Source organism: Kluyvera chengduensis (genome assembly GCF_044197065.1).
Classification (GTDB): Bacteria; Pseudomonadota; Gammaproteobacteria; order Enterobacterales; family Enterobacteriaceae; genus Kluyvera; species Kluyvera ascorbata_C.
Genome location: NZ_JBIQOI010000001.1, coordinates 264,065 through 283,620, shown reverse-complemented (window position 1 = coordinate 283,620; position 19,556 = coordinate 264,065). Strand labels below are relative to the sequence as shown.

Sequence of the window (19,556 nt, the reverse complement as noted above, 5' to 3'; positions counted from 1 at the left end):
TTACGCCGCCATCCGGCAATAAAAAACCCCGCAATTTTTTTGCGGGGTTTTTTCACATCGGTAACGATGGATTACATCAACGGCATCGCTTTCTGCACAATGCTAATCAGCGGCTGCGGATAAATACCCAGCACCAGCACCAGCAGTGCGGAGATCAGCACCACGATACCGCCCGCGCTGTACTGCCAGTTTGACGGCGCATCGCGGTTTGGTTTTTCCGGCGCGCTCAGGTACAGGCTCACCGCTACGCGCAGGTAGTAGTAGAGACCAATCGCGGAACCAACCACCACTGCGCCAACCAGCCACCACAGGTGCGCCTGGACGCCGACGGCCAGCACGTAGAACTTACCGATAAAGCCAAGGGTCATCGGGATACCGGCCAGAGACAGCATCATCACGGTCATCACCGCTGCCAGAATCGGACGGTGCCAGAACAGACCGCGGTAGGCGTACAGCGATTCTGCATCCGGGCCACGGTATGGGCTGGACATCAGGCTGACAACGCCGAACGCGCCAAGGCTGCTGAACAGGTAGCCTGCCAGGTACACGCCAACGGTTTCCATCGACATCTCGCCGCTGTGCAGCGCAATCAGCGCCACCAGCAGGTAGCCGAGATGAGAGATGGAAGAGTAACCGAGCAGACGCTTAATGTTGGTCTGACTCAGCGCCATCAGGTTACCGAAGATGATGGAGGCGAAGGCGATAAGGCCCAGCACCACGCGGACCGCTTCGCTATCGCCAACCGGGGCGTACAGGAACAGACGCATCACCACGCCGAAGATAGCAATCTTGCTGGCGGTCGCCAGGAAGGTGGATACCGGCGCAGGCGCACCCTGATAAACGTCCGGCGTCCACAGGTGGAACGGTACCAGAGACAGTTTAAAGCCGAGGCCAACAATCATCATCCCCAGACCTGCCAGCAGCAGCGGTTCGTGCAGCATGTTATCGCTGAGGCTCTTACCGAGCGCCAGGAACGATAGGTCGCCAGACTGCGCGTACAGCAGCGCCATACCGAACAGCAGGAACGACGACGCGGCGGCGGACAGAATGGTGTACTTGATGCTCGCTTCCAGAGAACGTTTCTGGCGGAACGCGTAACCAATCAGGCCAAACAGCGGCAGGGAAATCAGTTCAATACCGAGGAACAGCGCCGCCAGGTGGTTGGCGTTCGCCAGCAGAATGCCGCCGAGGGCTGCAATCAGCACCAGCAGGTAGAACTCTTCCTTGTTGTCGGTATAGCCCTCAAGCCACGGATAGGCAAAGGTACAGGTCGCAAGGCTCGCCAGCAGCACCAGGCCGGTGTAGAGCATCGCGTAACCGTCAACGCGCATCATCGGCGTGACGTCCATTGCCCCCGCCTGGCCAACAAACCAGAGCGAGACCAGCGCGGCGTTAAGCCCCAGCACCGCCAGCGTGGCATTGAGGAAGTGATTGCGTCGCCACGCAATGGAGAGCATCACAACCACCACCGTCAAGCCGACGATCAGCAGCGGTAATAGCGCGATCAGTTGTTGTGGAGTTATTGTCATGGCGAATTACGGCCTTGTAGTTGAAACAGAATTAACAAACCACTGCTGGATGTTACTCATCGCAGAATGTGACGTGTCCAGAATCGGCTGCGGATAGAAGCCCAGCAGAACCAGAAGCACGACCAGCAACAGGACGATAAACAGCTCGCGCAGCGACATCCCTGGCAGTTCTTTTGCCGCGATTTCACTCTTCGCTTTACCAAAGTACGCACGGTGCAGCATCGCCAGCGAGTAAACGGAAGCGAACACCAGACCAAAGGTCGAAATCACCGTAATCGTCGGAACGACATGGAAGCTGCCGAACAGGATCATGAATTCGCCGACGAAGTTACCGGTACCCGGCATCCCCAGCGTACAGACTGCGAAGAACAGCGACAGCGCAGGCAGCCACTTGATTTTGCTCCACAGACCGCCCATCTGACGCATGTCGCGGGTATGCAGACGTTCGTAAAGCTGACCACACAGAATGAACAGGCCAGCTGCGGACAGACCGTGCGCAATCATCTGGATTACCGCGCCCTGATATGCCAGTTGGCTGCCAGAGTAGATAGCAATCAGCACGAAGCCCATGTGGGAAACGGAGGTGTAGGCAATCAGACGTTTGATGTCGTACTGCGTGAACGCCATCCATGCGCCGTAGAAGATACCAACCACACCGAGCCACATGGCAATAGGCGCGAACTCTGCGGAAGCGTTCGGGAACAGCGGCAGCGAGAAGCGCAGCAGACCGTAGGCCGCGGTTTTCAGCAAAATACCAGCGAGGTCAACGGAACCGGCGGTTGGTGCCTGCGAGTGCGCGTCTGGCAGCCAGCCGTGCAGCGGCACCACCGGCATTTTCACCGCGAAGGCGATGAAGAAGCCGAGCATCAGCAGGTATTCCACGCCGTGGGACATTGGCGTCTTCAGCAGGTCCTGATAGTCGAAGGTCCATACGCCGGTCGCGTTGTGGTGAACGAACACCAGCGCCAGGATGGCAATCAGCATCACCAGACCGCTCGCCTGGGTATAGATGAAGAACTTGGTGGCCGCCGTGATACGCGTTTTACCGTCGGATGCCTTGTGGCCCCACAGCGCTATCAGGAAATACATCGGCACCAGCATCATCTCCCAGAAGAAGAAGAACAGGAACATGTCGATGGCCAGGAACACGCCGATAACGCCGCCCAGGATCCACATCAGGTTGAGGTGGAAGAAGCCCTGGTATTTCTGGATTTCATTCCAGGAACAGAGCACCGCCAGCACACCCAGCAGACCGGTCAAGACCACCATCAGCAGCGACAGACCGTCGAGCGCCAGGTGGACGTTGATACCGAAGCGTGGGATCCACGGCAGAATAAACTCAGACTGCCACTGCGGCAGACCGGTGGATTGGGTGAGTGAGTAGCCGCCCTGCAACCACAGTTGCAGGCCAAGCGCCAGCGTCAGTCCCATGGTAATCAGCGCTATCCAGCGCGGCATCTTCACGCCAAAGCGTTCAGTCTGCCAGCAGAGGAAACCGCCGATAAAGGGAATCAGTATTAGCCAGGGTAATAACATGGCAATTCATTTCCTTATTAATCTATCCGGGGGCGACAAGCCCGCCAGAACAGGAAAACAGCACGACATTTTCATGGGGAGGAAACTCCTCCCCCAACGAATTAACGCAATACCATCAACAACGCCAGCACCACCACGGCACCGATGCTCATTGACGCAACATACCAGCGCAGGTATCCATTCTCGCTCAACACCAGGCCTTTGCCTGCGAAGCGGGAGAGGATAGCCGGAATGTTCATCAAGGCATTGAGCGGGTCGCGCTTCAGCAGCCAGGCGATGCCAAGGAACGGCTTCACGAACACGTTGTCGTACAGCCAGTCAAAGCCCCAGGCGTTATACCACCAGGTCCCCAGCAGGCGGCCAGGCGCACTGTTGGCGATGGAGGTCACAAGCTGGCGTTTACCCAGCCACAGCCATGCGGCAATCAGGATACCGGCAATCGCCACGATGCCCGAGGTGATCTCCAGCGTCAGCACGCGGCCATGTTCCAGTTCGGTCGTTGCCGGCAGTACGCCGTGCAGCGGTGGCACAATCAGCGCGCCGATAAAGGTCGACAGGATCATCAGCACAATCAGCGGCAGGTGGTGGGTAATCCCCTTCCCTGCGTGCGCGTGGATCTGCTCTTTACCGTGGAAGACGATGAAGATCATACGGAAGGTATAGAGCGAGGTCATGAACGCACCGACCAGACCCGCTACCATCAGATTGATATGACCGTTGGCCATCGCACCGGCAAGGATTTCGTCTTTACTGAAGAAGCCCGCGGTAATCAGCGGCAGCGCGGAGAGCGCGGCACCACCGACCAGGAAGCAGGCATACACCAGCGGAATCGACTTACGCAGGCCACCCATCTTGAAGATATTCTGTTCGTGATGGCAGGCCAGAATCACCGAGCCGGACGCCAGGAACAGCAGCGCTTTGAAGAACGCGTGGGTCATCAGGTGGAAAATCGCCGCATCCCAAGCCTGGACGCCAAGCGCCAGGAACATGTAGCCAATCTGGCTCATGGTGGAGTAAGCAAGAACACGTTTGATGTCGGTCTGCACCAGCGCGGCAAAGCCTGCCAGCACCAGCGTTACCGCCCCAACAATACCGACCAGATGCAGCACTTCCGGCGTCAGCAGGAACAGGCCGTGGGTACGAGCAATCAGGTAAACACCGGCGGTAACCATGGTCGCCGCGTGGATCAGCGCAGAAACTGGGGTTGGGCCAGCCATCGCGTCCGCAAGCCAGGTCTGCAACGGCAGCTGCGCGGATTTACCCACCGCACCGCCCAGCAGCATCAGGGTTGCCCACATCAACATGTTGTTGCCTGCGGCGAAGTGCGCCGGTGCCAGTTCAACCATTTCGCGGAAGTTCAGCGTGCCCAGCTCGTTGTAGAGAATGAACAGCGCGAACGCCAGGAATACGTCACCGACACGGGTCACCACGAAGGCTTTCATTGCCGCTGCACCGTTCTTCGGATCGGTGTAGTAGAAACCGATCAGCAGATAGGAGCACAGGCCCACGCCTTCCCAGCCGAGGTACATCAGCAACAGGTTATCAGCCAGCACCAGAACCACCATGCTCGCGATAAACAGGTTGGTGTAGGCGAAGAAGCGGGAGTAACCCTCTTCCCCACGCATATACCAGGAGGCGAACATGTGGATCAGGAAGCCGACGCCAGTGACCACGGAAAGCATGGTCAGCGACAGGCCGTCCAGCACCAGGCTAAAGCCGATGTTGAAGTCACCGACGGACATCCACGTCCACAGCGGCAGGCTAAACGCCTGCTTGCCGTTGGCGAAGAAATCCATACCGACAAACGCCGTGACCAGCGCCGCCAGGCCAATTGACCCGACGCCAACGGTGGCGGAGAGGTTCTCCGACCAGCGTCCGCGGGAGAAGGCCAGCAGAACAAAGCCAATAAATGGCAGAATAATGGTTAAGGCAAGCATGTTCATCCGCGCAACTCACTTACTGAATCGATGTTCAGGTTCTGGCGGCGACGATGGAGCTGCAGCAGCAGCGCCAGACCAATACTCGCTTCCGCAGCCGCGAGGGTAATGGCGAGGATATACATCACCTGACCGTCGGCCTGGCCCCAGTAGCTACCGGCGACCACGAAGGCCAGCGCGGCGGCGTTAATCATAATTTCCAGCCCAATCAGCATAAACAGCAGGTTGCGGCGGATAACCAGACCGGTTAAACCCAGCACGAATAAAATCGCCGCGAGGATCAGCCCATGTTGTAAAGGAATCATGCGTGTTCCTCCGTTTTCCTTTTCGCGCTATCGCCAGCACGGTTGCTCAGCACTTCGCCCATGCGGTCTTCACGACCGATATGGAAGGCCACAACCAGGCCTGCCAGCAGCAGCATCGATGCCAGTTCAACCGCCAGCACGTACGGCCCGAACAGAGCAATACCGACTTCTTTAGCGCTGATAGCGTTGCCTTCGATGCCCTGGTCGTTCAGGCCCATGATGGCGTACACCATCACCGCCAGCAGCACGGCAGAAAGTACCGCCGGGCCAATCCAGATTTGCGTCTTCAGCCACTGACGTTCCTGGGCAATTTCAGCACCGCCCAGGTTCAGCATCATCACCACGAAGACGAACAGCACCATGATGGCACCCGCATAAACGATGATCTCCAGCGCACCGGCGAAGTAAGCGCCCAGCGAGAAGAACACCCCGGCGATAGCCAGCAGCGAGACAATCAGATACAGCAGCGCGTGTACCGGGTTAGTGTGCGTAATCACTCGCAGGGTTGCGAGGACAGCAATCAGGCCACAGATATAAAAAGCGAATTCCATTGCCCCTCTCCTTACGGTAACAGGCTCTTGACGTCGATAGGCTTAGCTTCGTTCTCTGCTTCGCCCTTATCTTTGCCGTCGATTGCCATACCCGCCATCCGGTAGAAGTTATATTCCGGGTATTTGCCCGGACCGGAAATCAGCAGATCCTCTTTTTCGTACACCAGATCCTGACGCTTGTATTCGCCCAGCTCGAAGTCCGGGGTCAACTGAATCGCCGTGGTTGGGCACGCTTCTTCACACAGGCCGCAGAAGATGCAGCGTGAGAAGTTAATGCGGAAAAACTCCGGATACCAGCGGCCATCTTTGGTCTCTGCTTTTTGCAGAGAGATACAGCCAACCGGGCAGGCTACCGCGCACAGGTTACAGGCAACGCAGCGCTCTTCGCCGTCCGGGTCGCGCGTCAGCACGATACGGCCACGATAGCGCGGCGGCAGGTAGACCGGCTCTTCCGGGTACATCTGCGTTTCGCGTTTGGCGAACGCATGCAGGCCGATCATCCAGATACTGCGTACCTGGGTGCCGAAGCCTACGAGTAATTCTTTTAAGGTCATGGTCTATAGCCCCTTATGGCTGCTGCCAGAGAATGACAGCCGCCGTTACCAGCAAGTTGATGAGCGTCAGCGGCAGGCACACTTTCCAGCCGAAGGACATTACCTGGTCATAACGAGGACGCGGTAACGACGCACGAATCAAAATGAACATCATCATGAAGAACGCGGTTTTCAGCGCGAACCAGATGAATGGCGGTAAGAACGGGCCTTGCCAGCCACCGAAGAACAGCGTCACGATGAGCGCTGACACGGTGACGATACCGATGTATTCACCCACGAAGAACAGACCGAACTTCATGCCGGAATATTCAATGTGGTAACCATCGGCCAGTTCCTGCTCCGCTTCCGGTTGGTCAAACGGGTGACGGTGACATACCGCCACGCCCGCAATCGCGAAGGTAATGAAGCCGAAGAACTGAGGAATGACGTTCCACAGGTGAGCCTGGTTATTGACGATGTCGGTCATGTTGAATGAACCGGCCTGCGCCACCACGCCCATCAGAGACAGACCCAGGAACACTTCGTAGCTCAGGGTCTGCGCAGACGCACGCATCGCACCCAGCAGCGAGTATTTGTTGTTGCTCGACCAGCCAGCGAACAGCACCGCGTAAACCGCGAGACCCGCCATCATCAGGAAGAACAGGATCCCGATGTTGAGGTCTGCGACCACCCAGCTTGGGCTGACTGGAACAATGGCGAAGGCCAGCAGCAGCGAGGTGAAGGCGATAACCGGCGCCAGCGTAAAGATCATGCGGTCCGTAAATTTCGGAACCCAGTCCTCTTTAAAGAACATTTTGATCATGTCGGCAACCAGCTGGAGCGAACCGCCCCAACCCACGCGGTTTGGCCCGTAGCGGTTCTGGAACAGGCCCAGAAGGCGACGTTCACCGAAGCTCATGAACGCCCCGCAGGTGACAACCACCAGCAGGATGACCACGGCCTTGATGATGCTAAGGAGGATCTCAATCAGATCCGGCGTTAACCAACTCATTGCTGTGCCTCCTGCAGATTCTCAAGACGCGCGCCCGCCAGTGCTGGAGCAATGCCCGGCATGCCCATCGGCAAACCAACCTGCCCTGCCACCAGCCCGCTGGAAATCACCAGCGGCAGCGTGACGGTCTGACCATCAAAGCTGAACGCCATCTTCGCGCCTTCGTTTACGCCAAGCGCCGCGGCATCGGCCGGGTTGAGCTTGAGGTAAGGCTGCGGCATACGGCTCTGGAACACCGGTGCGCGCTGTGACATTTCGTCGCTACCAAACAGATGGTAGTACGGAGCCACGCGCCATTTCCCGGCTTCAGCCTGGAAGCCTGCCGGTACGGTGGTGAAGTAATCCAGACCGTTAGCAGAGGCTTCAATCAGACGTACGCCCGGGTCACCGTGACGCAGTTTGCCGCCCACTTCCGCCTGGAACTTGTTCCATGCCTGCGGGGAGTTCCAGCCTGGAGCCCAAGCGAATGGGATCTGCGAGCGCGGCGCGCCCGGCTGGTTGTTCCCTTCCATGGAGAAGGCGAACATGGTGTCTTTATCCTGCGGCTGACGCGGCTCATGAACGCTGATGTTCGCGCGCATCGCCGTACGGCCACTGTAACGGTGCGGTTCACGCGCCAGCTTCTGACCGCGAATGCGGAAGGTCGCGTCCGGCGCGGCGTCTTTAATGCCTGCCAGTTGCGGCAGCGCGGCGACGGCGGCGTCAATCACGTGGTCCAGCTGAGTCCAGTCAACGTGACGGTTTTCCAGGGTGCTGTGCAGCGAGTGCAGCCAGCGCCAGCTTTCCAGCATGATGGTTTTGCTGTCGTAGTAGCTTGGGTCATACACCTGGAAGAAGCGCTGTGCGCGGCCTTCGTTGTTGATGACCGTACCGTCGCTTTCAGCGAAGCTTGCCGCCGACAGCACCAGGTGCGCGTGATCCATAATCGCCGTGCGCTGATGGTCAATGACCATGACCAGCGGTGCTTTATCCAGCGCGGCGTTAACGCGGCTGGCAGCAGCATGACGGTGCAGGTCGTTTTCCAGCACGATAACCGCATCGGCAGCGCCGCTTTCCAGTTCATTCAGCGCGTCATCCAGAGAGCCACCGCCAATCATGCCGAGGCCGACGCTGTTCACCGCACGGGCAATCATCGTCACGCCAACGTCAGAACCGCGGGCTTTCAGGGCTTTCGCCACGTTAGCTGCGGCCTGGATCACTTCCGCGCTACCGGCGTTAGTGCCGGAGATAATCAGCGGTTTTTTCGCCCCGGCCAGCGCCTGAACGATCACGTCGATCTTGCCCTGCAGGTCACGGTCGATACCATCAACCGCCGGTGCGTTGTTGTCCAGCGCATGGGCAATGGCGAAGCCTAAACGCGCCTGGTCTTCTACCGGTGCGCGGTAGGTCCACGCGGCGATATCGTCCAGACGGGTATCGTCAACGTTGGTGACAAACAGCGGGTGTTTCGCACGCTGGCCGATGTTGAGGATGGCCGCAATCTGCCAGTCAGCCACTTTCTGGGCCGCTGCCATTTCGCGCGCTTTACCTTTCACCGCCTGACGAACCGCCAGCGCGACGCGAGCGCCGGTCTGGGTAATGTCTTCGCCCAGCACCAGTACCGCATCGTAAGATTCGATATCGCGTAGCGCAGGGGTATGAATGCCGCCTTCACGCAGCACTTTCAGTGCCAGCTGCAGACGTTCCTGCTCGCCTTTAGCGATGCCGGTGTAGAAGTTATCCGCACCCACCAGTTCACGCAGCGCGAAGTTGCTTTCAACGCTGGCGCGCGGGGAGCCGATACCAATCACTTTCTTCGACTGACGCAGAATATCCGCCGCGCCCTGCATCGCCTGTTCGGCGTTGAGGGTGATAAAGTCATCGCCACGGCGCTGAACCGGCTGACGCGGACGATCTTTCAGGTTCACGTAGCCATAGCCGAAACGACCACGGTCGCAGAGGAAGTAGTGGTTCACGGTACCGTTGTAGCGGTTTTCGATACGACGCAGTTCGCCGTAGCGCTCGCCCGGGCTGGTGTTACAGCCAATGGAACATTGCTGGCAGATGCTTGGCGCAAACTGCATGTCCCACTTACGGTTGTAGCGCTCGGAGTGCGTCTTATCGGTAAATACGCCGGTCGGGCAAATTTCAACCAGGTTACCGGAGAATTCGCTTTCCAGGGTACCGTCTTCTGGACGGCCGAAATAGACGTTGTCGTGCGCGCCGTACACACCAAGATCGGTGCCGTCAGCGTAGTCTTTGTAGTAACGCACGCAGCGGTAACAGGCGATGCAGCGGTTCATTTCGTGAGAGATGAACGGCCCCAGGTCCTGGTTACGGTGGGTACGCTTGGTAAAGCGATAGCGACGGAAGCTATGGCCGGTCATTACGGTCATATCCTGAAGGTGGCAGTTACCGCCCTCTTCACAGACCGGACAGTCGTGCGGGTGGTTAGTCATCAACCACTCCACCACGCTCTCGCGGAACTGTTTCGCTTCTGCGTCGTCGATAGAAATAAAGGTGCCGTCGGATGCCGGTGTCATACAGGACATCACCAGGCGGCCACGCGTGTCTTCCGCGTTCTGATATTGCTTCACCGCACACTGGCGGCAAGCACCGACGCTCCCAAGCGCCGGGTGCCAGCAAAAGTATGGAATATCAAGGCCCATAGAGAGACATGCCTGTAGCAGGTTGTCCGCTCCGTTGACCTCGTATTCTTTGCCGTCTACATGAATCGTAGCCATTAGCGTGCTTCCAGTTGGCTCAGCCGAGACCGAGCGTTAATCAAAATTCGTTCCCCTCACCCCGGCCCTCTCCCCAAAGGGGCGAGGGAGAAACCCGGACGGTTCCCTCTCCCCTTTGGGGAGAGGGTTAGGGTGAGGGGCAAAAATCACCAGCGCGTCTTTAGCAGGTTCGGCTGAATCCCGTTAATTGCATGGGTGTTGCTGAACTGCTGCTTGATGCCTGCTTCGAATTCTTCGCGGAAATATTTAATGGCGCTCTGCAGCGGCTCAACCGCACCAGGCGCATGCGCGCAGAAGGTTTTACCCGGGCCTAAGAATCGACACAGTTGCTCAAGTGTCTCGATGTCGCCAGGCTGGCCTTCACCGCGCTCAAGGGCGCGCAGAATTTTGACGCTCCACGGCAAGCCGTCGCGGCATGGCGTACACCAACCGCAGGACTCGCGGGCGAAGAACTCTTCCAGGTTACGCACCAGCGGCACCATGCCAATCTCGTGGTCGACGGCCATTGCCAGCGCCGTACCCAGACGGCTGCCCGCTTTACCGATGCTTTCAAACTCCATCGGCAGGTCAAGGTGCGATTCGGTCAGGAAGTCAGTCCCTGCGCCGCCCGGCTGCCAGGCCTTAAACTTCAGGCCATCACGCATGCCGCCAGCGTAGTCTTCAAGGATTTCACGCGCGGTAGTGCCAAACGGCAGCTCCCAGACGCCCGGGTTTTTCACGCGCCCGGAGAAGCCCATCAGCTTAGTGCCGGCATCTTTACTGGTGGAGATGTTCTGATACCACTCCACGCCGTTGGCCAGAATCGCCGGAACGTTGCAGAGGGTTTCGACGTTGTTGACGCAGGTCGGCTTGCCCCATACGCCAGAGCTCGCCGGGAACGGCGGCTTGGAACGTGGGTTAGCACGACGGCCTTCAAGGGAGTTAATCAGCGCGGTTTCTTCACCGCAGATGTAGCGCCCTGCCCCGGTGTGCACGAACAGCTCGAAGTCAAAACCGGTGCCGAGAATGTTTTTCCCAAGCAGGCCCGCTTCGGTCGCTTCCGCAATGGCACGACGCAGGTGCTGTGCGGCTTCAATGTATTCACCACGCAGGAAGATGTAACCGCGGTACGCCTTCAGGGCGAACGCGGAGATCAGCATACCTTCCACCAGCAGGTGCGGCAGCTGTTCCATCAACAGGCGGTCTTTATAGGTGCCCGGCTCCATTTCATCGGCGTTACACAGCAGGTAACGGATGTTCATGGATTCGTCTTTCGGCATCAGGCTCCACTTCAGACCGGTGGAAAAGCCCGCGCCGCCGCGCCCTTTCAGGCCAGCGTCTTTTACCTGGTTGACGATCTCGTCCGGGGCCATCCCGGAGAGCGCTTTACGCGCACCGGCATAGCCATTTTTCGCCTGATACTCTTCCAACCACACCGGCTGCTTGTCGTCGCGAAGACGCCAGGTCAGCGGATGGGTTTCGGGAGTCAGAATAATATTTTTCATTATTTATACTGCTCCAGCAGATCAGGAATGGCTTCCGGCGTCAGATGGCTGTGAGTGTCCTCATCAATCATCATGGTCGGCCCCTTGTCGCAGTTGCCCAGGCAGCAGGTCGGCAGCAGGGTGAAGCGGCCATCAAAGGTGGTTTGACCCGGTTTGATGTCGAGCTTCTTCTCAATCGCGGCTTGAATGCCCTGATAACCGGTGATGTGACACACCACGCTATCGCAGTAGCGAATCACGTGACGGCCAACCGGCTGGCGGAAAATCTGGCTGTAGAACGTTGCGACACCTTCTACGTCGCTTGCTGGAATATCCAGAACCTCGGCAATCGCATAAATCGCCCCGTCCGGTACCCAGCCACGCTGTTTCTGAACGATCTTCAGCGCTTCGATGGACGCCGCACGCGGGTCTTCGTAGTGGTGCTTCTCGTGCTCAATAGCTTCACGCTCTGCCGCACTCAGCTCAAAAGCCTCGGTTTGTGGTTGTTGATTCTCGTGCATAATTAGCGGTCCACGTCTGACATAACAAAATCAATACTACCCAGATAGACGATAAGGTCTGATACCAGGCTGCCACGGATCGCCGACGGAATCTGCTGCAGGTGCGCATAGCTCGGCGTACGGATACGGGTGCGGTAGCTCATGGTGCTGCCGTCGCTGGTCAGGTAGTAACTGTTAATACCCTTGGTCGCTTCCACCATCTGGAAGGATTCCTGTGCCGGCATAACCGGGCCCCAGGAAACCTGCAGGAAGTGGGTGATCAGGGTTTCAATGTGCTGCAGCGTGCGCTCTTTCGGCGGCGGCGTGGTCAGCGGGTGATCCGCTTTGAACGGGCCTTCCGGCATGTTGTCGAGGCACTGCTGAAGAATACGCAGGCTCTGGCGCAGCTCTTCCACTTTCAGCATCACGCGGGTGTAGCAGTCAGAAACGCCACCGCCGGTCGGGATTTCGAAGTCGAAGTTTTCGTAGCCAGAGTATGGACGCCATTTACGCACGTCGAAGCCGATACCGGTGGCGCGCAGGCCAGCACCGGTGGTACCCCACTCCAGCGCTTCTTTGGCGGTATAAGCAGCAACGCCGACGGAGCGGCCTTTCAGAATGGTGTTACGCAGCGCGGCTTTCTCGTAGGAGTCCAGACGCTTCGGCATCCACTCGAGGAATTCACGCAGCAGACGATCCCAGCCGCGAGGCAGGTCGTGCGCCACGCCGCCGATGCGGAACCAGGCCGGGTGCATACGGAAACCGGTAATCGCTTCGACCAGGTCATAGATTTTCTGACGGTCGGTAAAGGCGAAGAACACCGGGGTCATCGCGCCGACGTCCTGAATAAACGTCGAGATGTACAGCAGGTGGCTGTTGATGCGGAACAGTTCGGAGAGCATCACGCGAATCACGTTTACGCGGTCCGGCGTGGTAATACCCGCCAGCTTCTCGACCGCCAGCACGTACGGCATTTCGTTCACGCAGCCGCCGAGGTACTCGATACGGTCGGTGTACGGAATGTAGCTGTGCCAGGATTGACGCTCGCCCATCTTCTCCGCACCACGGTGGTGGTAGCCGATGTCCGGTACGCAGTCGACAATCTCTTCGCCATCAAGCTGCAGAATAATACGGAATGCACCGTGCGCAGACGGGTGGTTCGGGCCGAGGTTGAGGAACATGAAGTCCTCGTTTTCGGTCCCGCGCTTCATGCCCCACTCTTCCGGTTTGAAGGTCAGCGCTTCCATTTCAAGATCCTGCTTGGCTTTGGTCAGCTCAAACGGATCGAATTCAGTGGCGCGCGCCGGGTAGTCTTTACGCAGCGGGTGGCCTTCCCAGGTCGGCGGCATCATGATGCGACGCAGGTTCGGGTGGCCGTTAAAGGTAATGCCGAACATTTCCCAGGTTTCACGCTCATACCAGTTGGCGTTCGGGAAAAGTTTGGTGATCGTCGCGACGTTGAGGTCGTTTTCAGACAATGCCACCTTGAGCATGATATCGCGATTGCGGTCTATTGAGATCAGGTGGTAGAAAACGGAAAAGTCCGCGGCAGGTAAACCTTCGCGGTGCGTACGCAGACGTTCGTCCATGCCGTGGAGATCGAAAAGCATGACGTAAGGTTTTGGCAACCTCTTCAGGAAGTCGACAATTTCGAGCAGCTGTTCGCGCTTAACCCAAACAACGGGTATCCCGGTGCGAGTGGCCTGAACGGTAAAAGCATCCGGCCCAAAACGGTTGCGCAACTCGCCGATGACCGGATCATCAAGGTGATCGCGGGTTTGCCATGCGGCTGCGTCTTGCGCGGTTAAATCGGTCATATTGTTCACCATTGCAAAAGGTCCGTGGTGACTGCCGGGAGTGGCCTTCGCGCTGTTGTATATTGATTTGCGAAGTCAAAAAGATGCCACAGCCCGCAGGCGCAAATTAAATCTCGTCCGGTGTCCGCAGATTCGTCACCGCAATACGTTCGCCGCGTTTACGCTCGCGTTCCGACTGCATGTTGGCGCGGTAAACGCCCTGATCGCCAACGACCCACGACAGTGGGCGACGTTCTTTACCAATGGACTCCTGCAGCAGCATCAGCGCCTGCATGTAGGCTTCCGGGCGCGGAGGACAGCCAGGAATGTACACGTCGACAGGAATGAATTTATCCACGCCCTGCACGACGGAGTAGATGTCGTACATACCGCCGGAGTTGGCGCAGGCGCCCATTGAGATAACCCATTTCGGTTCCAGCATCTGGTCGTACAGGCGCTGAATAACCGGAGCCATCTTGGTGAAGCAGGTACCGGCAACCACCATCAGGTCAGCCTGACGTGGGGACGCACGCAGTACTTCCGCACCAAAACGCGCAACGTCATGCACCGCAGTGAATGACGTCACCATTTCAACGTAGCAGCAAGAAAGGCCGAAGTTGTAAGGCCAGATTGAGTTCTTACGGCCCCAGTTGACCATGTCGTGAAGCGCGTGTTCGAGTTTCCCCATGTACACGCTTTTGTTCACCTCTTGCTCAAGGGGATCGGTAACAATCTCCTGTTTTTGCAGGGGGTAACGGTCGTTCTCACCGTTAGGATCTATGCGGGTGAGCGTATAATCCATCTTATTGCCTCGCTTTTACTGCGTATTACGGTTAGTGACGCTGTCGGTTTCTGGGTTAGCCAGCGTGCGGCGAGAACGCGCAGGCGTCCAATCAAGCGCGCCAATGCGAACGAGGTAAACCAGACCGGCCAGCAGCACAAATATGAAAATGGCGGCCTCGATAAAGCCAACCCAACCGCTTTCGCGAATGGACGTTGACCAGGCGTAGAGGTAAAGCGCTTCCACGTCGAAGATGACGAAGAACATGGCGACCAGATAGAACTTCGCCGACAGACGCAAACGTGCGGAGCCAACGGAGTCGATACCCGATTCAAACGGCGTGTTTTTGCTTCTTGCGCGTGCGCGACCACCCAAGTACCAACCGCCGATTAACATCAGGCAGCACAGGCCAATGGCAATGATCAGAAAGATAGCGAATGCCCAGTGATGGGCGATGATTTCAGTGGATGTTGACATACACAAAGCTTTACCAAATAGGTAGCATTACCACCTCTGCTCTTACCGGCAGATGGACGCTACATCGATTCATGGGGAGGATTAAAAAACCTACAAACAGCCCAATTCGAAACATAGACCGCAAAATGTTGAGGTTTTTTACTCCTTTCTATAACCTTTTGTCAACTTTAACAAAAGTTTCCTCACATTAATTTACATCAAAAGCATTTCATTAACATTACGTGCCCTTTGATTTGATTCAGCTCAATAGACCCTGCGGTTTACCTGTTGTTGAATCGTGTCCGTTTTGTAGCAATAACAAGAATTACCCTTCTATTTTGACAGGATTTACTAATGATTCCTCCCCCCAATGAGGAGTATTTTCTTGATCTAAGACACGCTTTTGTTAATTCGACCCGAAAAACGGCAACAATCTATCCGTTTTTTTAACATTAGCAGGAGATATGACTTTAGGTATGATGATAGGACAACCGAGGGTAAAAATATTTCTAATTACATGATTACTCTCACATTATTAGATTTATTTTTAAACTATCTACGCAGAAGTACGAAAAAAGAACCGCAAACACGCTTTTCATCGTCTACGATTCTTTTTTACATTTACATTTTGTTACTACATTTCAAGCAGATTGTTAATCAAAATCCCTTTCATGTATGAGGGAATTATCTCCCCCTTCAGGGGTATAACTCCCACCGTTCGGCCAGGGTTCGTAGCGCGGCTCCTGGGACTGAAAAATCATCTGTGCCAGCTCGTTTTCACTGGCTACGTTGTAGCTCAACATATATTCGGTTTCCGGCAGATCGGGCATGCCCTCACCTTTGCCGAGCGCACGCAGATCCGGGCTCATCATTTCAGCAGGCCGGCCGGTGACGCCTAACCCCGCTTTGACCGCCGCGCGTACGGCTGAAAGCGTTGAAGCGACATACGCCAGTCGCCACGCAATGCCGGCGGCGTCCAGGGTATTAATAATCATATCGCGGAACGGACTAGGATCATCCAGCAGTACCAATGGTACCGGCTCTTCCTGGCGCAACGTAAATTCTGCCGCACAGTACCAAAGCGTAGGCGAGGTGCGCAAAACCGTCGACTCGAAGCCTTCCAATGGGTGAGTCGTCAGCGCCAGATCGATCTCTTTATTGCTTAGCATAGCGGCCATCTCGCCGTGGCGTTTGACGCGTACATCAAGCGCCAGCTTCGGATAGGCCGAACTGATGCGGTTTAACAGGAACGGCAAAATGGTATCGGCTGATTCATCAGACGACCCTAAAGTCAGCTGCCCCTGAAGGGAGTTAAACATTAACGATGTGCATGCTTCATCGTTAAAACGCAGGATTTTACGCGCGTAGCCCAACAGTTGGATGCCGTGTTCGGTAAGCAGTTTGTTGCGCCCATGACGGGCGAACAGTTCCTTCCCAACCAGTTGCTCCAGACGTTGCATTTGCTGGCTTACGGCAGATTGGGTACGGCAAACTGCCGCCGCCGCCGCCGCAAAAGTGCTTAGGTCGGCTACAGCAACAAAGGTTCTCAGCAGATCGAGATCGAGGTTCAGTATCGGACGATTGGCATTTATCATATTAATCCACTTACAGGTTCGGGGACCGACCTGCCTTATTGATGCTGCACTCAAAAGTTCAGGCAAATCCTTTTAAATCATCTTTCACCAATCATTGACGAATGACTGCCTGACGAGTGTCAGTATTAAATTTTCTGTTACTACCGTGAGCAACAGTTCCTTTTGCAATATATCCTTCGACCCAGAGGCTAATAATCCTTTTCGCCCTGATAACCCTCTCGCGTAAGAAGTTGTAGGTAGCGACAGTGCGATAATGCTTCAGAGAGAAAACGGGATTTATAAAAGAAGCCAATAAATCCAATGAATAACATCAAGTTATGATATCAATCTTGATAATCATCAACAAAAACAGCTAATGGGAGTCTGATGCTCTTTTCCATATTAACCGAAAACCATAAGTTTTATAAGCCTAAATAAGATCTATCTCAATAAAGAAAAAGGTTTAGAATCAAAACAATTTAAGAAAACTAACAAATCATCGGCATTACTTTTCAAAATATAAGAAAATATTAATATTGATCATAAGCCATCCTTAACATCAACTTCACAAAAATGAGTATCATCTCTAATCCTTATTCGTCATTATTTAATTAAAAATTAAAAATGTTGAAGAATGCTTAAAGTATATCCAGCAATATTAGCACCTAAGCTAAACCATTTTCTTTTTGCCAGCGATAAAAGCTACATATTGTTTCAATGGCAGTGATTTAATCTATTGAACAATAAATTAACAAAAGATCACACAACGATAGACACCAAAGAGTGGCGTAAAAGAATGTACCGACAACAAAGGATGCACGAAATCTTCTACTGTTAACCCTTCAAAACCCCGGGGATGCGGAGTACATTGTTCCGTGCTGACTTCCACGGCAGGGAGTGGCAATAACAGCTAAAAAGGTTAAAGGTTCATGTCTCCGATTGAAAAATCCAGCAAGTTAGACAACGTTTGTTACGACATTCGTGGCCCGGTTCTTAAAGAGGCAAAACGCCTTGAAGAAGAAGGCAATAAAGTTCTCAAACTTAACATCGGTAACCCAGCACCTTTCGGGTTTGACGCGCCGGATGAGATTCTGGTCGACGTGATCCGCAACCTGCCTACCGCACAGGGTTACTGCGACTCCAAAGGGCTGTACTCCGCCCGTAAAGCCATCATGCAGCACTACCAGGCGCGCGGCATGCGCGACGTAACGGTAGAAGACATTTACATCGGCAACGGCGTGTCCGAACTTATCGTCCAGGCGATGCAGGCGCTGCTGAACAGCGGTGATGAAATGCTGGTTCCCGCGCCGGATTATCCACTGTGGACCGCGGCCGTGTCCCTCTCCAGCGGCAAAGCGGTGCATTACCTGTGCGATGAATCCGCCGACTGGTTCCCGGACTTAGACGATATTCGCGCAAAAATCACCCCACGCACCCGCGGGATCGTCATCATTAACCCGAACAACCCGACCGGTGCAGTGTATTCCAAAGAGCTGCTGCTGGAGATTGTTGAGATCGCCCGCGAGCACAACCTGATCATCTTCGCCGATGAAATCTACGACAAGATCCTCTATGACGAAGCCCAGCACCATTCGATCGCCGCACTGGCGCCGGATCTGCTGACCATTACCTTTAACGGTCTGTCTAAAACCTATCGTGTCGCCGGTTTCCGTCAGGGCTGGATGGTACTGAACGGGCCTAAAAAGCATGCTAAAGGCTATATTGAGGGGCTGGAAATGCTGGCGTCCATGCGTCTGTGTGCCAACGTCCCGGCACAGCATGCCATTCAGACCGCATTAGGTGGCTATCAGAGCATTAGCGAGTTCATTATGCCGGGCGGGCGTCTGTACGAGCAGCGCAACCGCGCGTGGGAGCTTATCAATGAAATCCCAGGCATCTCCTGCGTGAAGCCCAAGGGTGCGTTGTATATGTTCCCGAAAATCGATGCCAAGCGGTTTAACATTCATGACGATCAACGCATGGTGCTGGACTTCCTGCTACAGGAAAAAGTCCTGCTGGTTCAGGGTACCGCCTTTAACTGGCCGTGGCCGGATCACGTGCGTATCGTGACCCTGCCACGCGAAGACGATCTGGAAATGGCGATTACCCGCTTCGGTCGTTTCCTGTCAGGCTACCACCAGCTTTAATGCAGCTCACGACCGCCGGAATTTGCATCCGGCGGTCATCTCTGCGCACAATGCCTTTACTGTTGTTAATGCGTAAGGGTTGTTATGAATCAGAGTCATTTTTTTGCCCACCTCTCCCGCCTCAAGTTAATCAACCGCTGGCCGCTGATGCGCAATGTGCGCACCGAAAACGTCTCTGAACACAGTCTGCAGGTTGCCATGGTCGCCCATGCTCTCGCGGCGATTAAAAATCGTAAATTCAATGGACAGGTCAACGCCGAACGCATTGCGCTGCTGGCGATGTATCACGACGCTTCTGAAGTGTTAACCGGCGATCTGCCGACCCCGGTGAAGTATTTCAATTCGCAGATTGCGCAGGAATACAAAGCCATCGAGAAAATCGCCCAGCAGAAGCTTATCGATATGGTGCCGGAAGAGCTGCACGATATTTTTGCGCCGCTCATCGACGAGCATCAGAGCAGCGATGAAGAAAAAGCGATTGTGAAACAGGCTGACGCGCTGTGCGCTTATCTGAAGTGTCTGGAGGAGCTGTCGGCGGGAAACAACGAATTCCTGCTGGCGAAAGGCCGTCTGGAGAAGACGCTGGCCTCGCGCCGTAGCGAGGAGATGGACTACTTTATGGCGGTGTTTGTACCGAGCTTCCATCTTTCGCTCGATGAAATAAGCCAGGATTCACCGCTGTAGTCGTTCCCGCGATACTATGTTTGTAGGCC

At 55.5% G+C, this 19,556-nt stretch carries 16 protein-coding genes; 2 read left to right on the top strand and 14 right to left on the bottom strand.

Annotation, left to right across the window (positions count from 1 at the left end; genetic code table 11):
* Nucleotides 1-71: 71 nt before the first annotated feature.
* From nuoN to lrhA, 14 genes are all read right to left on the bottom strand, one after another.
* Entirely contained in the window at nt 72-1,529 is a 1,458-nt protein-coding gene (nuoN, locus tag ACH1XZ_RS01320; protein WP_395594016.1) for an NADH-quinone oxidoreductase subunit NuoN, read from the bottom strand.
* A 6-nt stretch (nt 1,530-1,535) separates the two neighbouring features.
* Nucleotides 1,536-3,065, bottom strand: coding sequence for an NADH-quinone oxidoreductase subunit M (gene nuoM, locus ACH1XZ_RS01315; protein WP_395594015.1), 1,530 nt, complete (start codon nt 3,063-3,065; stop codon nt 1,536-1,538).
* Between the two features lie 101 nt (nt 3,066-3,166).
* A complete protein-coding gene (nuoL, locus tag ACH1XZ_RS01310) occupies nt 3,167-5,008 on the bottom strand; it encodes an NADH-quinone oxidoreductase subunit L (protein ID WP_395594014.1) in 1,842 nt (613 codons plus the stop codon).
* The gene (nuoK, locus tag ACH1XZ_RS01305) at nt 5,005-5,307 is read right to left on the bottom strand and encodes an NADH-quinone oxidoreductase subunit NuoK (protein ID WP_395594013.1); all 303 of its coding nucleotides are present in this window, start codon (nt 5,305-5,307) and stop codon (nt 5,005-5,007) included. Before nuoK ends, nuoL begins: the two co-directional genes overlap by 4 nt.
* Complete coding sequence (gene nuoJ / locus ACH1XZ_RS01300; RefSeq protein WP_395594012.1) at nt 5,304-5,858, bottom strand: NADH-quinone oxidoreductase subunit J; 555 nt, start codon at nt 5,856-5,858, stop codon at nt 5,304-5,306. The genes nuoK and nuoJ overlap by 4 nt, the downstream gene beginning before the upstream one ends.
* A gap of 11 nt (nt 5,859-5,869) precedes the next feature.
* The gene (gene nuoI / locus ACH1XZ_RS01295) at nt 5,870-6,412 is read right to left on the bottom strand and encodes an NADH-quinone oxidoreductase subunit NuoI (protein WP_000172742.1); all 543 of its coding nucleotides are present in this window, start codon (nt 6,410-6,412) and stop codon (nt 5,870-5,872) included.
* 13 nt (nt 6,413-6,425) lie between these two features.
* Entirely contained in the window at nt 6,426-7,403 is a 978-nt protein-coding gene (gene nuoH / locus ACH1XZ_RS01290) for an NADH-quinone oxidoreductase subunit NuoH (protein ID WP_185666812.1), read from the bottom strand.
* Nucleotides 7,400-10,126 (bottom strand): NADH-quinone oxidoreductase subunit NuoG, encoded by a 2,727-nt coding sequence (gene nuoG, locus ACH1XZ_RS01285; protein ID WP_395594011.1) that lies wholly within the window; start codon nt 10,124-10,126, stop codon nt 7,400-7,402. Before nuoG ends, nuoH begins: the two co-directional genes overlap by 4 nt.
* 146 nt (nt 10,127-10,272) lie before the next feature.
* Entirely contained in the window at nt 10,273-11,610 is a 1,338-nt protein-coding gene (gene nuoF / locus ACH1XZ_RS01280; RefSeq protein ID WP_115073851.1) for an NADH-quinone oxidoreductase subunit NuoF, read from the bottom strand.
* Entirely contained in the window at nt 11,610-12,110 is a 501-nt protein-coding gene (gene nuoE / locus ACH1XZ_RS01275) for an NADH-quinone oxidoreductase subunit NuoE (RefSeq protein WP_035892483.1), read from the bottom strand. Before nuoE ends, nuoF begins: the two co-directional genes overlap by 1 nt.
* Nucleotides 12,111-12,112: 2 nt before the next feature.
* Nucleotides 12,113-13,918 (bottom strand): NADH-quinone oxidoreductase subunit C/D, encoded by a 1,806-nt coding sequence (gene nuoC, locus ACH1XZ_RS01270; protein WP_115073849.1) that lies wholly within the window; start codon nt 13,916-13,918, stop codon nt 12,113-12,115.
* Between the two features lie 94 nt (nt 13,919-14,012).
* Nucleotides 14,013-14,687: an NADH-quinone oxidoreductase subunit NuoB gene (nuoB, locus tag ACH1XZ_RS01265; protein ID WP_002913178.1), complete on the bottom strand. Its 675-nt coding sequence runs from the start codon at nt 14,685-14,687 to the stop codon at nt 14,013-14,015.
* Nucleotides 14,688-14,702: 15 nt separating this feature from the next.
* A complete protein-coding gene (nuoA, locus tag ACH1XZ_RS01260; protein ID WP_123650146.1) occupies nt 14,703-15,149 on the bottom strand; it encodes an NADH-quinone oxidoreductase subunit NuoA in 447 nt (148 codons plus the stop codon).
* A gap of 626 nt (nt 15,150-15,775) precedes the next feature.
* Entirely contained in the window at nt 15,776-16,717 is a 942-nt protein-coding gene (gene lrhA, locus ACH1XZ_RS01255) for a transcriptional regulator LrhA (protein ID WP_395594010.1), read from the bottom strand.
* 908 nt (nt 16,718-17,625) lie between these two features.
* Here lrhA and alaA point away from each other — a divergent pair.
* A complete protein-coding gene (alaA, locus tag ACH1XZ_RS01250; RefSeq protein ID WP_395594009.1) occupies nt 17,626-18,843 on the top strand; it encodes an alanine transaminase AlaA in 1,218 nt (405 codons plus the stop codon).
* Between the two features lie 84 nt (nt 18,844-18,927).
* The gene (gene yfbR / locus ACH1XZ_RS01245; protein ID WP_035892488.1) at nt 18,928-19,527 is read left to right on the top strand and encodes a 5'-deoxynucleotidase; all 600 of its coding nucleotides are present in this window, start codon (nt 18,928-18,930) and stop codon (nt 19,525-19,527) included.
* The last annotated feature ends 29 nt before the right edge of the window (nt 19,528-19,556 follow it).